General features: G+C 64.5%; 12 protein-coding genes and 1 pseudogene. 4 read left to right on the forward strand and 9 right to left on the reverse strand.

Features of this window, described 5'->3' with window-relative positions:
- Positions 1-117: 117 nt before the first annotated feature.
- The 5 genes from ACZ5MJ_RS06970 to ACZ5MJ_RS06990 all read right to left on the reverse strand — a co-directional run bounded on the left by ACZ5MJ_RS06970 (position 118) and on the right by ACZ5MJ_RS06990 (position 6788).
- Complete coding sequence (locus ACZ5MJ_RS06970) at positions 118-1680, reverse strand: TolC family protein (RefSeq protein ID WP_464223104.1); 1563 nt, start codon at positions 1678-1680, stop codon at positions 118-120.
- Positions 1667-3655, reverse strand: a complete 1989-nt coding sequence (locus ACZ5MJ_RS06975; RefSeq protein ID WP_464223106.1) for an FUSC family protein — start codon at positions 3653-3655, stop codon at positions 1667-1669. The genes ACZ5MJ_RS06970 and ACZ5MJ_RS06975 overlap by 14 nt, the downstream gene beginning before the upstream one ends.
- Positions 3636-4685: a multidrug transporter subunit MdtN gene (mdtN, locus tag ACZ5MJ_RS06980; RefSeq protein ID WP_464223107.1), complete on the reverse strand. Its 1050-nt coding sequence runs from the start codon at positions 4683-4685 to the stop codon at positions 3636-3638. The genes ACZ5MJ_RS06975 and mdtN overlap by 20 nt, the downstream gene beginning before the upstream one ends.
- Positions 4682-4945, reverse strand: coding sequence for a YtcA family lipoprotein (locus ACZ5MJ_RS06985; protein WP_464223108.1), 264 nt, complete (start codon positions 4943-4945; stop codon positions 4682-4684). The genes mdtN and ACZ5MJ_RS06985 overlap by 4 nt, the downstream gene beginning before the upstream one ends.
- Positions 4946-5108: 163 nt before the next feature.
- On the reverse strand, positions 5109-6788 hold the full coding sequence (locus ACZ5MJ_RS06990; RefSeq protein ID WP_464223109.1) for an ABC-F family ATP-binding cassette domain-containing protein: 1680 nt from the start codon (positions 6786-6788) through the stop codon (positions 5109-5111).
- Between the two features lie 613 nt (positions 6789-7401).
- Here ACZ5MJ_RS06990 and ACZ5MJ_RS06995 point away from each other — a divergent pair.
- Positions 7402-8190 (forward strand): DUF899 domain-containing protein, encoded by a 789-nt coding sequence (locus ACZ5MJ_RS06995; protein ID WP_464223110.1) that lies wholly within the window; start codon positions 7402-7404, stop codon positions 8188-8190.
- 342 nt (positions 8191-8532) lie between these two features.
- Here the strand turns inward: ACZ5MJ_RS06995 and ACZ5MJ_RS07000 are convergent, their stop codons facing one another.
- Genes ACZ5MJ_RS07000 through ACZ5MJ_RS07010 form a run of 3 tightly spaced genes read right to left on the reverse strand, consistent with a single transcriptional unit; the run spans position 8533 to position 10975 of the window.
- Positions 8533-9381 (reverse strand): SDR family oxidoreductase, encoded by an 849-nt coding sequence (locus tag ACZ5MJ_RS07000; RefSeq protein ID WP_464223111.1) that lies wholly within the window; start codon positions 9379-9381, stop codon positions 8533-8535.
- A 50-nt stretch (positions 9382-9431) separates the two neighbouring features.
- Positions 9432-10193 (reverse strand): SDR family NAD(P)-dependent oxidoreductase, encoded by a 762-nt coding sequence (locus tag ACZ5MJ_RS07005; protein ID WP_464223112.1) that lies wholly within the window; start codon positions 10191-10193, stop codon positions 9432-9434.
- A 41-nt stretch (positions 10194-10234) separates the two neighbouring features.
- Positions 10235-10975, reverse strand: a complete 741-nt coding sequence (locus ACZ5MJ_RS07010; RefSeq protein ID WP_464223113.1) for an SDR family oxidoreductase — start codon at positions 10973-10975, stop codon at positions 10235-10237.
- 281 nt (positions 10976-11256) lie between these two features.
- Here ACZ5MJ_RS07010 and ACZ5MJ_RS07015 point away from each other — a divergent pair, with 281 nt between their 5' ends.
- Positions 11257-12150, forward strand: coding sequence for an AraC family transcriptional regulator (locus tag ACZ5MJ_RS07015; RefSeq protein ID WP_464223671.1), 894 nt, complete (start codon positions 11257-11259; stop codon positions 12148-12150).
- A gap of 130 nt (positions 12151-12280) precedes the next feature.
- Positions 12281-12454: pseudogene (locus tag ACZ5MJ_RS07020) on the forward strand (helix-turn-helix domain-containing protein); the annotation flags it as partial.
- Positions 12455-12709: 255 nt separating this feature from the next.
- Here ACZ5MJ_RS07020 and ACZ5MJ_RS07025 read toward each other — a convergent pair.
- Complete coding sequence (locus tag ACZ5MJ_RS07025) at positions 12710-13051, reverse strand: YciI family protein (RefSeq protein ID WP_464223114.1); 342 nt, start codon at positions 13049-13051, stop codon at positions 12710-12712.
- Between the two features lie 419 nt (positions 13052-13470).
- Between ACZ5MJ_RS07025 and ACZ5MJ_RS07030 the strand changes: the two genes are divergently transcribed.
- Positions 13471-13908 (forward strand): GNAT family N-acetyltransferase, encoded by a 438-nt coding sequence (locus ACZ5MJ_RS07030; RefSeq protein ID WP_464223115.1) that lies wholly within the window; start codon positions 13471-13473, stop codon positions 13906-13908.
- Positions 13909-14101 lie beyond the last annotated feature (193 nt).

The following is a 14101-nucleotide window of genomic DNA, read 5'->3' on the forward strand; positions in this document are numbered from 1 at the left end:
CGGGAGCATAATTCAACCGGATCTCCGGGTATGTAAGCTATTGTTAATGGCCGACGGAAGCCCGACGCAGCGTGGTAGCCGCAGAACGGCGCGCCAGATCGGCCAGGGCGGCGCGCGTCACCGCACCGGCCAGCCACCCCCATCGGTCGCCGCGCCAACCGACCCGGTCGCCAGCGCCAATGTCGCCGCCGCGGCCAGCGCGCCGTTATAGGCGTCGGCCGATGCATTCCGTGCCAGCAGCAACTGGTTCTGCGCCAGGTTGGCTTCGGTGACAGACCCCACGCCCTTGCTATAGGCGGCGAAGGCTGCGTCATAAGTGGTCTGCGCGGCTTCGGCCAGTGCCCTGGCGGCATCGTAGGCGGCCAGGCTCGATTCGAGCGCGCTCTGGCTGACCACGACCTGCCGTACCGACTCTTCCTTGGCGCGCGTCAGCCTGGCCGACGCGCTGTCGGCATCGTTGCGCGCCTGTGCCAGCACCGCCGAGCGCACCCCGCCGTCGTAGATCGGCACCGTCACGCCCAGGAACACGCTGGCACCGTAGCGGTAGCCGTTCAGGTTGACGGTGGGCGGCTGCTGGCCGATCGGCGGAATCGCGGTGATGGCCGAGCCGCCGGACGCGTACGACGTGAATGCCGACAGGAATACCTTGGGCATGAAGCCGGCCTCGGCGGCCCTTACCTTGGCCTGGCTGGCGCGTTCCATGGCATAGGCTGCCAGCACGTCAGGCCGGCTTGCGATCGCGCGTTCGACGATCTGCTCGATCGAGCTGCGCATGGCTGGCGACAATGGCCGCAGCGGCATCTCGGCAATGCGGGGTTTGGAAAGCGGGGAGATGCCGATGGCCGTGACCAGCGCCAGGTAGGCATCGGTCTCGGCCCCTTGCGCCTGGACCATGGCCAGGTTGGTCTGGGCACGGTTCTGGGTGGCCTGGGCGACTTCCACCACGGTGCCAATGCCGCGCTGGTAGCGCGCCCTGGCCGCGGCAAGCACGGCATCGGCGTTGCGCATCGCCTGTAGCACGGTGGTGGCGCGCGAACGCGCGGCCTGGTAGCGATAGAACGCGATGCTGACTTCGTGGATGATCTTCTGGTGTGCCGCGGTAAAGCCGATGTTCGCGGCAACTGATGCCTGTTCAGCGGCATCGACAATGCCCGCGCGCTCGCCGAAATCGAACAGCAGCCACTGCAGCGACAGCACCGAGACCGCGCCATGCGTCGACGCATTGGCGCCCAGCGTGCCCAGCGGCGTGGACGTGGCGCTATGTCCGTTCTGATAGCCGCCCATTGCCGCCGCCGAGATGTACGGCAGGTAGCTGCTCCTGGCGATGCCGGCGGCCAGCGCGACATTGCGCGCGTCGTTCCAGGCAATGCGGGTCAGCGGGTTGGTGGACTCGGCCAGGTCGATCAGTTCGGGCAGCGTGTAGGCGTGCGCGGCATCGAGTGCGGCGGGCGGGGGCACGGATGCCAGCGCGGAGTTGGCCGGCAGCGTGTAGTCGGAGGGCCGGGTTGCCGGCGCCGGCTTGCTGGCCGCGCCCGGCACAATCTCGCCGGACGCGGTGGTCTCGGGCTGCCAGGGCCGGTCGGAGGCCGGCGGGGCCAGGTCGAGCGACGCGGTGGCACATCCGGCCAGCGTCAAGGTCGCCAGTGTCAGCGGGATCGCCAGCGAATCAGGTTTGCGCATGGATGGAAGTCGGAGAGGTCGCAACCGGGGCGTCGGCCGGGGTTTCCGCCAGTCGCCGGTCGACAATGGCCAGCAGGGCCTGGCGGACCTTGTCGGCCTGACTATCGGGGGTACCCTCGGCAGCTTGCGCGGATGGCGGTACGGCTCCGGTTGCCTGCAGCGCATGCAATCGCTTTGCCATTTCGGGGTCGCCCGGAACGCGTTCCGCCAGCAGGAACATGGGCCCCGCAATCGCATCCAGCACGGCCAGGCGCCGGCGCCGGTCGTCGATCCAGTCCCGCGCCGGGCCGACCGGGGCCGGTTCATAGTTTGCCAGGATCAGGTCCTGGGTGATCTCGCCGTGCAATGCCATGGCGCTTGCGGCATGGCCGCGCCGTGCGCCGGGCTGGCCCGCGGTGGTCAGTTGCTGCCATTGCGCGACGAGTGCCGCCAGTGCCGCCTCGATGCGGCCGGCAATGCTGACCGGCCAGATCCGGGTGAAGACCAGGTACACCACCAGATTGCCCAGCAAGATGCCAATCACCCGGTCGCGCGCAATGGTCAGGTCGAAACCCGGGCCAGCGCCCTGGATCACGCACAGGTAGAACGCAAACGCGATCTGGAAGCCTGCGTAGGCAATGCGCGGCGAGCCCTGCGCCACCCATGCCGAGATCCACGTGCCGGCAAACACCAGCAGCAGCAACCCGCCCACCGACGTCAGCGAGGGGACCAAGTAGACGATGGCCGCCGTGCCGATCACCGCGCCGACCATGCAGCCCGCCAGGCGCAGCGACAGCTTTTCGACGGTTTCCGCCGCGGTGCCAAGCGATACCAGGTAGCAGGTGATAAAGCAGGTATGGATGCCGGGCCAGTTCAGCTGCTGGTACAGGAAGTAGCAGAACATGGCCGCGCCGGTGGTCTTGAGGGCGTAGCGGACATGGAGCGGATTCGAGAACGCGTCGGCATCGAGGAAGCCGCCGTGCGCCTTGTCGGCATGCGCTTGCGGCGCCTGCTCGTCCAACTCGTGCGGCTCCGCATAGCGGTTGATGGCGCTGGCCAGTGCCGCGGCAACCGCTTGCTGCACGGGCGCAAGCGCTTCCAGGCCGGCAAGGCTCAGCCCGATTTCCACCGGATAGCCGCCGGCATCGAGCATGCGCGCCATGTCGTCGAGCGTGGTGGCGATCGGCGCGGCAATGGCTGCCGGCAGTTGCGCCCCGGGTTGCCGGCGGGCGACGTCTGCCGCCAGCAGGATGGCCATGGTCGATGCCGCTGCCTGGCGCAATGCCGGCAGATCCTGCGCATTGACGCTGCCTTCGATCCTGGCCAGCTTCAGCCAGCCTGCGATGGGCTGGACCCCGCCGCGCAACGCTTCATGCAGCGCATCGGGGTCGCCATCGGGTGCCCGCAGGCTGCGCGATGCCAGCCGCAGGCAATGGGCCAGGCGGTCGGTCGCCAGCCGGCGCGGAGACGGGCCCAGCACAAGGTTGACCACCACATTGACGCCGAGGGGAATCGCCACCATCAGCCAGGTATAGAGCAGGGCACGCGTGGCGATTTCGCCGGACGGCACCAGTCCGAGTTCATCGAGCCCAAAGCCGATGATCATCGCCACGATGCCGCCGATCGGCCGCAGCTTGCTGGCCGAGGTCAGGAACAGCATGGCTGCCGACACCGCCGCCATGCACGCCACGCGGCGCATCGGGTCGTCCACGCTGAGATCGGCCAGCCACAGCACCAGGCCGATGATCAGGCTGACCAGCACCAGCGCGGCCACGCTCATGACGATGCTGGAGGTGCGGTCGGCCCGGTTGGCAAAGAAGACCACGTAGGCGGAGATGGCCGCCTCAGGGGTGCCGTAGATGCTGGTCACAAGCACCGTCAGGGTGCAGGCCACCGTGATGCGCGTGGTGGCCGCCGCGCGGCCGGGGATCGGCGCCAGCAGGGCGCGGATGTCCGCCAGGCCCAGGCGCACTTTGTCAGCGGCAGGCTGCGCCATGCCGGATCTCGACGGTTGCGCTCGCGCCCACCCTGGCCAGCGCCTCCGGCGGATCCGCCAGCTTGATGCGCACCGGGAAGCGTTTGGCCACGCGCACCCAGTTCACCGACGGCTGGACATAGGGCAGCGAACGCGGCAGGTTGATGCGGTCGGTATCGGTGATGCCGACGCCGATGCTCTCGACGGTGCCGCGGATGGCCTGGCGCCGGTCGATCATCGAGTAGACCGTGGCGCAATCGCCGGCATGGATATCCGCCAGGAAGGTCTCGCGGAAGTTTGCCACCGCGAACCATTCGCCGGTATGCACCAGCAGGAACAGCGACTGGTTGGGGAGCACGACTTCGCCGGACAGCACCGTCAGCCCGCTGACGCGGCCGGCATGCGGGGCGCGCACCACGGTGTCGTCCAGCGCGCGCTGCGCCAGCGCCAGCGCCGCCTCGCGCGCATGCACGGTGGCGATGGCGCCGGCTTCATCGCCGACCGCCTTTGCCGTGGCGGCGCGCTGTATGTTGGCCTGCTTCAGCGTCACCGCGGCGTCGCGCTGTGCCACCTGCGCCTGGTCGAGCTGCTGTTTGGGCACATAGCCGTCCGCCGCCAGCGGGCGCAAGCGTTCCACCGTGCGCGCCGTAAGCGCGTAGTTCTGCTCGGCCCGCGCGATCTGGTCCGATGCCACCGCCGCCGTAGCCTGCTCGGTGGTAATCGTGCGCCGCCGCGTGCCAAGCGTGGCCTGCGCCAGCTCCAGGTCGGCGCGGGCCTGGGCCAGGGCCAGCTGGTAGGGTACCGGGTCGATCTCGAACAAGACATCGCCCTTGGCCACCTGCTGGTTGTCGGTGACATGGATGCGCGCTATCCGGCCGCCGACCGGCGACGCTACGTGGACCAGGTCGGCATCGAGCGAGGCATCGTCCGAGGCCGGGAAGCTCAGCGTGCGATGGTAGGCGTAGAAGGACAGCAGGGCGGCCAGCAGGACGATGGCCAGGGCAATCAGTTTGCCGCGCAGGGGGCTTTTGCGGAGGCCGGCCATTTTCATAGGAAGTGTCCCGTACCCAGTAGCCAGACGATTTCAGCAATCATGACGCCGATCGCCGTGTTGACCAGAAGCTGGTAGCGGACCGTTTCCGCCCAGCCCGTCTTGATAAAGATCCGATAAGACACGACAGCGCCGGCAATGCCGAGCACCGCGCTCAGGAGCCAGAGCGGGAAATAGGCCCCGAACAGGCTGAAGGACGGAGCGCCGGCGCAGCCATAGAGCGATGCCGCCAGCGCGGCGGGCAAAAGCGTGCGTGCCATAACAGTCGGAGCAGGAGCGATGCACGCAATATAACAGCGCGGATTCGGGCTTGTCCAAAACGCGCGTAGCCTGGATGCGGCGCCCGCCAGGAAGTGAAGACGCTGGTCCGCGCACGGGGACCGGGCGCGTGGCGGCGGCCGACGCCACCGCAATCCTGCTGATTCAGGCGATGACCTTGTCCTCTGCGGCAGGCTGCTCGCGCATGCGACGGGCTTCGTCGCGCAGGAACTGCTGGTAATCGTCCAGATCCCCGTCGAAGGGCTCGACGCCGCCCTTGGTAACCAGCCAGAACTCGTCACATACGGCGCGCAGCAGGGCCCGGTCGTGACTGACCAGCATCACCGTGCCTTCGAATTCGTTGAGCGCCATGCCTAGCGCCTCGCGTGTGGCCAGGTCGAGGTGGTTGGTCGGCTCGTCGAGCAGCAGCAGGTTGGGGCGCTGCCACACGATCATGCACAACACGAGCCGCGCCTTTTCGCCGCCGCTCATCGTGCTAACCGCTTGATGGACCATGTCGCCACTGAAGTTGAAGGTGCCGAGGAAGGTGCGAAGCGATTGTTCGGTTCCACTCTGGCCGGGGGCGCGCATGTGAGCCGGCGTGTCCCTGGCAAGGCGGATCATGTGTTCCATCGGCGTGTCGAGCGGGCGCAGCACGTCGAGTTCCTGCTGTGCGAAGTAGCCGATATTCAGGCCTTTGCCTTCGCTGATTTCGCCGGCAATCGGCGCCAGCGCGTGCGCCACCGTCTTCACCAGCGTGGACTTGCCCTGGCCGTTGGCACCGAGAATGCCGATGCGTTGCCCGGCCAGCACGGAACGGTTGATGCCCCGCACGATGACCGTGGGCGGCGTGCCCGGCAGTGCGCCGGTCGGCGCCGGGTAGCCGAAGCTCGCGTCCAGCATCGACAAGAGCGGATTCGGGACGTTGAGCGGCTCCTTGAACTCGAAGTTGAACTCTGCGTCGGCAAGCACCGGTGCGATCTTCTCCATGCGTTCGAGCGCCTTGACCCGGCTCTGCGCCTGCTTCGCCTTCGAGGCCTTGGCCTTGAAACGGTCGATGAACTTCTGCAGGTGGGCGATCTTGTCGGCCTGCCTGGCCACCGCGGCCTGCTGCAATACGAGCTGCTCGGCGCGCATGTCTTCGAACTTGCTGTAGTTGCCGCCATAACGTACAAGCTTGGCGTTGTCGACATGCACCGTCACCTGCGTCACCGCGTCGAGGAACTCACGGTCGTGGCTGATCACGACCAGGGTTCCTTGATAGCGCTTGAGCCAGGCTTCCAGCCAGACCAGCGCGTCGAGGTCGAGGTGATTGGTCGGCTCGTCGAGCAGCAGCAGGTCGGACGGGCACATGAGCGCGCGCGCCAGTTGCAGTCGCATGCGCCAGCCGCCGGAGAAGCTGTTGACCGGCTGGCTAAGCTGCGCCGCACTGAAGCCGAGGCCCAGGATCAGCGCTTGAGCACGTGCGGGGGCATCGTGTGCACCGGCGTCGTGCAGGGCCATGTAGGCGTGCGCCATGCGCATGCCGTCGTCGCTGGCCTCGGCGGCGGCTACTTCGGCCTGCGCGGCCAACAGCACGGTGTCACCCTCGACTACGAAGTCCGTCGCGCTCTGCTCGGTCTCCGGCATTTCCTGCGCGACCTGGCCCATCTTCCACGCAGCGGGAATCGAGAACTCGCCGCTGTCTTCGTGCAGCGTGCCGTTGAGAAGGCCGAAGAAGGACGACTTGCCGGCGCCATTGCGGCCGACAAGACCAATCTTTTCGCCGGGGTTGAAGGTGACGGACGCGCGGTCGAGCACGGCATTGACGCCGCGACGCAGCGTGACATTACGGACGGAAATCATAGGGAGCCACTTCGGAGGGGATTGGCATGATAGCCGACCGGACGTGCAGGGCTGTCTCTTTTCTGGCCGCAACGCTTTACGGCGAACACTGGCCACAAAGCAAGGGGCCCCTGGCGCACCCGGCGTTCGGCTGCGGGGCCAGCGAACATAGCGGTGAATGACGGCTCCTGGCCGACCGGCCTCAGTCAGTGCCCGCCCCAGGTTAGCGACGCGACCGTCTCTGATTGGCTATTCCATTCCTAATGCTCATGGGCAAGGCGTCGCCACGCAAACAAGCGTTTAGATGCAGACGCGATCTATAGAGCACAGAGGACCGGCAACGCTCCCATTGAGCGGCCGGCCACGGATAGTGGCTGAAACCGGCCACAAGGCCGCCATTGGAACGCGAACGATCGAACGACAATATCTGGCCGGGAAGCGACGGCTAGCCCGGTTGAATCCGCACCGGGTAAGCGGTCGCTCAAGCCCAGACTGAATCGCGCCACACTTGTCACTCCCACCATTTGACGTCGGGCGACTAAAACTACCTCATGACCAACAGCGAGCGATCGGCAGTGAACGTATTGCGCTCCGGCCCGAGAACATGCGAGCTCGCTCTAATTCAGAGGTAGCAATGACCACGACTACGTCACCCGAAAAGGGCGGTAAGGAAGGGCGGCACGCCATGAAAACGCCGCCGATTGTGTCGCCACAAGAGTGGGACGCTGCGCGCGAGCAGCTTCTCGTCAAAGAGAAGGCATTGACCCGCGCCCGTGACGCATTGGCCGCCGAGCGACGGCGGATGCCCTGGGTTGCCGTTGAAAAAGCCTATGTGTTCAACGGGCCCGAGGGTAAGGCGAGCCTGCTCGACCTGTTCGACGGTCGCCGCCAACTGATCATCTATCGCGCCTTCTTCGAACCTGGCGTGCACGGCTGGCCCGAGCATGCCTGCATCGGCTGTTCCATGGTGGCCGACCACGTCGCCCACCTTGCCCATTTGAACGCCCGCGACACCACCCTCGTTTTCGCCTCACGTGCGCCGCAGGCTGACATCGCGCGCCTGAAGGCTCGGATGGGCTGGGAGATCCCCTGGTACACGATCACCGACAGTTTCGACGCCGACTTCGGCGTAGACCAGTGGCACGGCCACAACGCGTTCATCCGCGACGGCGATAGCGTGTTCCGCACCTACTTCATCAACAGCCGCGGCGACGAGGCGATGGGCACTACCTGGAGCTACCTCGACATGACGGCGCTCGGGCGTCAGGAGGCGTGGGAGGACTCGCCGGAGGGCTACCCTCAGAGCCAACCGTATAAGTGGTGGAACTGGAACGACAGTTACGTCCCCGACGCAGCGCCCGACCCGAAGTGGGTCGAGGTGTCAGATGCCGGAGAGGCCGCTTTTCGGAAGCGCGACGGCTAGTTCGGTGAGGCGCGACATCGCTCAAGCGAAGGCAAGTCGTTAAAGGCGCGGCGCGTCACGCGCCACATCCCTGCTTTACCGGTCTCGGTCGGATGTCCGCCGGAAACTGCGGCCATCTCTGACCGACCCATTAGGGACGCCTGAAGTGATCGCGGCGAATGGCCGAAGCCGAGCCCTGAGCTGCCGCCCCAGTCCGGCGCCCGTTATGGTGCCCATCCATGATGGCTATATTGAGAACCGGGGCGTACTCCATCTAGCACGCACGCTATGTTCTGGCGCTTCCGAGGAAATGCCCCGGCAGTTAGCCGGGGCATTTGCATACGTCTCAACCAATTGGCGAGTTCAATCCACGAAATCGGTGGCTTCGGAAGAACCCCTCCACGCGTCGAGATCCTTCGCGACGGCCTTGGCCTTGTCTGCAGCAAGTTCATTGGCGATCTTGCCAGCAAACAGATGCAACGGTGGCGACTCGACACTGGCGGCCTGGATGATCAGCAGTGCCAGCTTGTCTGGATCCCCGGCCTGATGACCGTGAAGTGTGTCAAGGTGCAAGTTGAGCGAAGCCTTGGCCTCCGAGTACTCGCCGATCTGGCGTTTGGCGACTGCCAGCGCGCCGCTCGACAGGAAATCGGTGCGGACCGGGCCGGGATATACCACCGTGGCGCGGATGCCAAATTCGGCGACTTCCGCGGCCAGCGACTCGGTGAGGCCCGCCAGCGCGAACTTGCTCGCGACGTAGCTGCCCCAGCCAGCGTAACCGCCCTGGTAGCCGACGATGGACGAGATATTGATGATGTGCCCGCTGCGCTGGCCGCGAAGGTGCGGCAGTGCATGGCGCAGTACCAACATCGGCGCGAAGAAGTTGACTTCGAAATTCTGGCGAAGCTCGTCGTCGGACAATGCCTCGACGGTCCCCTGCTGCGCGTAGCCCGCGTTGTTTACGACCACGTCGATGGCGCCGAACGTCTGCACGGCTTTCGCGATGGCATGCTGGACGCTCTGGTCACTGGTCAGGTCCACCTCGAGCGGAAGAAAGCTGTCAGATTCATGACCGAATACCTTCTTCAGTGAAGCCGCGGTGCGCGATGTTGCCGCGACGCGATGGCCTTGCTCAAGAAGGTGCTTGACGAGCTTCTGGCCGACGCCCTTCGATGCGCCGGTGATAAACCAGGTACGGGATGCTGTTTTCATGATAGGGATCCTTTAGGGGTTGTGGGTTGGTGTCAGGTCAGGCAACGCTTTCAGGGCAGCGCGACGCTCATGCCACCGTCCGCCATGACGACTGCGCCGACGACGAAACTGGCCTTTTCCGATGCCAGAAACGCAATCACTTCGGCGATCTCCTTCGGCTGGGCTGCCCGTCGGATGGGTGCCTTCTTGCCGTGCTCCTCCAGGAATGCCTGGCCGTCGGCATGGATGTGGTTGGTGATGTTGGTGATGACGTCACCGGAACCCACCGCATTGACGCGAATGCCGTGTTCGATGGCTTCGAGCGACAACGCCCGCGTCAACTGGGCCAGTGCACCCTTCGAAGCCGCGTAGGCCGCGATCAACGGGAACGCCTGATAGCACGCGTATGAACCCACGTTGACGATGGCGCCAGAGCTGGCCGGCACCATCGCGCGCATGGCTTCGCGGCAAAACAGGAACGCGCCCGTGGCGTTGACCGCCTGGATGCTGTTCCAGTCTTCGAGCGACATGTCCACAACGGGCTTGTTGATGATGATCGCCGCGTTGTTGACGAGGATGTCGAGCTTGCCGAACTGGTCGATCGCGGTCGCTACGGCCCGCACTGCGCTGTCCTCGCGTGCCACATCGGCCACAAGGGGGATGATGCCGGGGCGGCCGAGGGCCTCGACATTGGCGCTGCGTCCAACGGCGATCACGTTCGCCCCCTCGGCATGTAGCAGCTCCGTCGTGGCCAGGCCAATGCCGCTGGCCGCGCCGGTAACGATGGCGACCTTGCCTGCGAAGGCGCCGGTGGCTGGATTGCGTGTTGTCATGATGGTCTCCTTGCTCGGGTTGCGTGATACGTGGCAGGTATTCAGAACGGGCTGATGGTGGGTCGTACGACGATCTCGCTGACGTCGACGTCGGACGGTTGCTCCACGGCGTAGGCGATGGCGCGAGCGATGGCATCGGGCGTGATAGCGACGCGGCGGAACTCCTGCATGGCCGTGCGTGCGGTATCGTCGGAGATCGAGTCGGCCAGTTCGGACTCCACGACCCCCGGGCAGATCACCGTCACGCGGATCTTGTCCGTCTCCTGGCGCAGCCCATCGGAAATGGCGCGCACGGCAAACTTGGTGGCGCAGTAGACCGCTGCGGTCGGCGATACGGAAAGGCCACCGATCGACGAGATATTGATGATCTGCCCCTGGCCTTGCTGCTCCATCGTCGGCAGGACGGCAGCGATGCCGTGCAGTACGCCGCGGACGTTCACGTCGATCATCCGGTTCCACTCGCTGACCTTCAGTGCGTTCAGCGGCGAGAGCGGCATCACGCCAGCGTTGTTGATGAGCACGTCGATGCGGCCGAAGGTATCGAGCGCGAAGCGTGCGAATGCCGCGACATCATCCGCCGAGGTGACATCGAGTTCGCAATAGCGGACCTTGCCGCCTGTGGCCTGCAGCGCATCGGTCAGCTCGGCGAGCCGGTCGGTGCGGCGCGCGCCAATCACAAGCCGATGGCCTTGTGCGGCGAGCAGACGAACGGCGCCCTCGCCAATACCGCTGCTGGCGCCGGTGATCAGGATGACCTTCGATTCGGTGGATGGGATTGCCATCTTGCATACTCCTATTGTTGGTTCGGACTTGGCAGCCTCTGTCCGCGATTGCGAGCGGATCGGACTTGCCGGTTGCGGCCTGCAATGAAGTGATACGGTTTCGTCGGCAGGTGAATGAATGGTAGGGACGACACGCCCCGAGGCGAATACACGGTCCGATGCCGTTATTGCCTATTTCTATTGATTTGGATGGTGGCGAGGATTTCGCAGGGCTAGAATGGGGGCCGTCGCGACAACAGGAGAAAGCGGTGTCGAATGTCCGCAATGCCGCCTCAACTCGGATGGTCCGTCTGCTGAAACGACTGGCGCCCAACGAGGGCTACACCCAATCGGCGCTCGACAGCGTGCGTCTGATGCGTTCGGATCGCCCGCTTGGGCGCACCCCCGTGCTCTACGAGCCAAGCATCGTGATCGTTTGTCAAGGGAGAAAGCTCGGGTTCCTGGGCAATGAGGTATATGTCTATGACGCGCAACACTTCCTCGTGCTGTCGGTGCCATTGCCATTCTCGACAGAGACGCAGGCCTCGCCAGAGGAGCCCATGCTCGCGATATCCATCCGTCTGGATCTGATCGAGCTGAGCGACCTGATTACGCAGATCGGTGACGCCGGGCACCATCCCGAAGGGCCGCCGGCAGGCATGGTGTCCACACTGCTGGAGGGCGACCTGGCCGACGCCACGATACGGTTGCTGGAAGCTTTGACGATGCCACTCGATGCGCAGGTGTTGGGGCCGGCTATCGTGCGGGAGATCTGCTATCGCGTGCTGACGGGCGAGCAGGGCGGGGCGTTGCGTGCCGCGCTGGCTCATCACGGCAGGTTCGGACGTGTGGCGCGGGCCCTCAAGCGGATTCACGCCGACTACGCCACGCCGCTTAATGTCGCGCGTCTTGCCGAGGAAGCCGGCATGAGCGTGCCGGCGTTTCATGCCAACTTTCGCACGGTGACGCAGACATCGCCGATCCAGTACATCAAGTCCACCCGCCTGCATCAGGCGCGATTGATGATGATCCGCGATGGTGTGACCGCTGCAGCGGCGGCAGGGCGCGTCGGCTACGAGAGTGCGTCCCAGTTCAGCCGGGAGTTCAAGCGCCTGTTTGGCCGGACGCCGGTCGAAGAAGTGCGCGACATGCGGGAGTCGTTCACGCTCTCGCCGGCGGTCCGCTTCGGCACATAGGCACGTCCTGCGCGGCCACATCCAGAATCACTTTTCCTCTTACATGGCCGCCCATGCTCCGCGCCAGAGCGGGCGAGATCCACCTCGGTAGCCTATATTTCTAGATCCTTTCCATCTACGGAATAGATAGATACTCGACGCCGTTTCGCTGGATCAACTCCGTACCTTCATTGCTGCCGCAGACGAAGGGAGCTTTTCCGCGGCGGGCCGCAAGTTACGGAGGGCGCAGTCCGTCGTTAGCCACACGCTTGCCAACCTGGAGGGCCAGATCGGTGTGCGACTGTTCGATGACAGCGCGCGTTTCCTGATCGACCCATAGCGAAAATTCGCTTTGTCACAAAGCTGCCGTTCAACGAGCAAGCTCAGCCGCGCCGCGTAGCGGCGTCGGCTGCAGCGGTTAGTTAGGCCTCACGACGCCCCCGAGGACGAGGCAGGCTTTGAGCAAGTAGGCAGCCGGTTAGGAGGCCGGAGATGACTGTTTCCTGATTGAAGATCATGGCGATGAAGAAAGTAGATGCGGGAGAGTGTCATCGATCGCAGTGGGTACTGGCCCTGCCAGTCAGCTCTCGGGGTCATACCCAAACTCGCGGAGTTCCTGCGAGCAGCGGCAAGCCTTGGCGATCTTTGCAGCCCACAGGATGGCGGCTTCGCGCGACGGGAGCTCCAGGACGCAGAAGCCGCCGTCGAACTCCTTCGTCTGGGGATAGGTCTCGTTTGTGACCGTGCCGTCTGAGGCGACCATGAGTGGTGCGACATCCTCGTTGATACCGCCACCGAACACGTATACGCCTGCAGCCTTCGCTTCGCGAATGACCTCGTGCGCAGCTTCGCCCACGGCGGCGAAGTCCTCGGCTGGGACTTCCATCGCACTTCCAGGAAAGGAGATAAGGTATTTCGTCATCGTTCGGTCCTTCGGTTGAGGTCGGTGCTGTTTGTGTGGCCTAACGTGTTATGGGGCGGGTAATGCGATGTTCCCTTAGGGCGTGCCGGAGGTAAGGCGCCACGTCGCTGGAAGGCTACATGGACGGCGCAACTGCCCAACTACAGCAACGTTGAATACGACGACGCTAATCACTTTTGCACATGACCGCCGTCTGGGCGGACCAGACGTTAGGGTGACTGCTCGAATGCGCCGGCGAACGACAGGAGATGGCCGGCATGGGTTACCCGAGGGGGATGGCGCCTGCCGGCACTTCCCGACCCGGAGCCGCCAGTCGTTATTCTCGGAAGCGGACCTTCGAATTCCCAACCCATCGAGAAACCTCGCTACGCGGCTCCGTGCAACAATCTGGATCTTTCGAATGAGGATCGACTTGAGCCATGACTGAACATCGCTGCAGCAGGTTGGAAATCAGAAGGTTGTCGCCGCCCGAATGGATGCAGGCATACCCTGTCATCGCTCAACTTCGGTCCCTTGAAGAACCCGAATTCCTGGAGCGGACCCGCCTGCAATCGTATTCGGGCTACGAGCTGGTGGCAGCATTCCATGATGGGAAAATTATCGGAGTGATAGGCATGAGACCCGTCCACACCTTGGCGCGCGGGGCACACCTTCATATCGATGACCTCGTGGTCGATGCCTCGGGCCGAGGGAGTGGTGTTGGCCGATCCTTGATGGAATATGCCGAAGCCGACGCCCGTGCTCGTGGTATGACCGCGATATTTCTTGACGCGCGGCCGGACGCCATTCCGTTCTATGAGCGAGAGAACTATATGCTACATCCCGCACCATCAATGAAGAAGGTTCTGTTGCCCTAAGGCAAGCCGGCCACGCTCAACGCGATTCGCCCACGTCTTCAGCCTGTAAATTGGCAAGGATTTGCAGCCATTGCGGAAGGTCCGTAGGCACATTTGGCCAACGTCAAGGAAATGCTGGATATTGCGTAACGACAAGGCGCTGATGCGGTTCGCCATTCAGTGGATCGAGAGTCAACAGGGCAGAGTCCGTCCA

The sequence above is a fragment of the Cupriavidus sp. LA-1 genome (assembly GCF_055385985.1).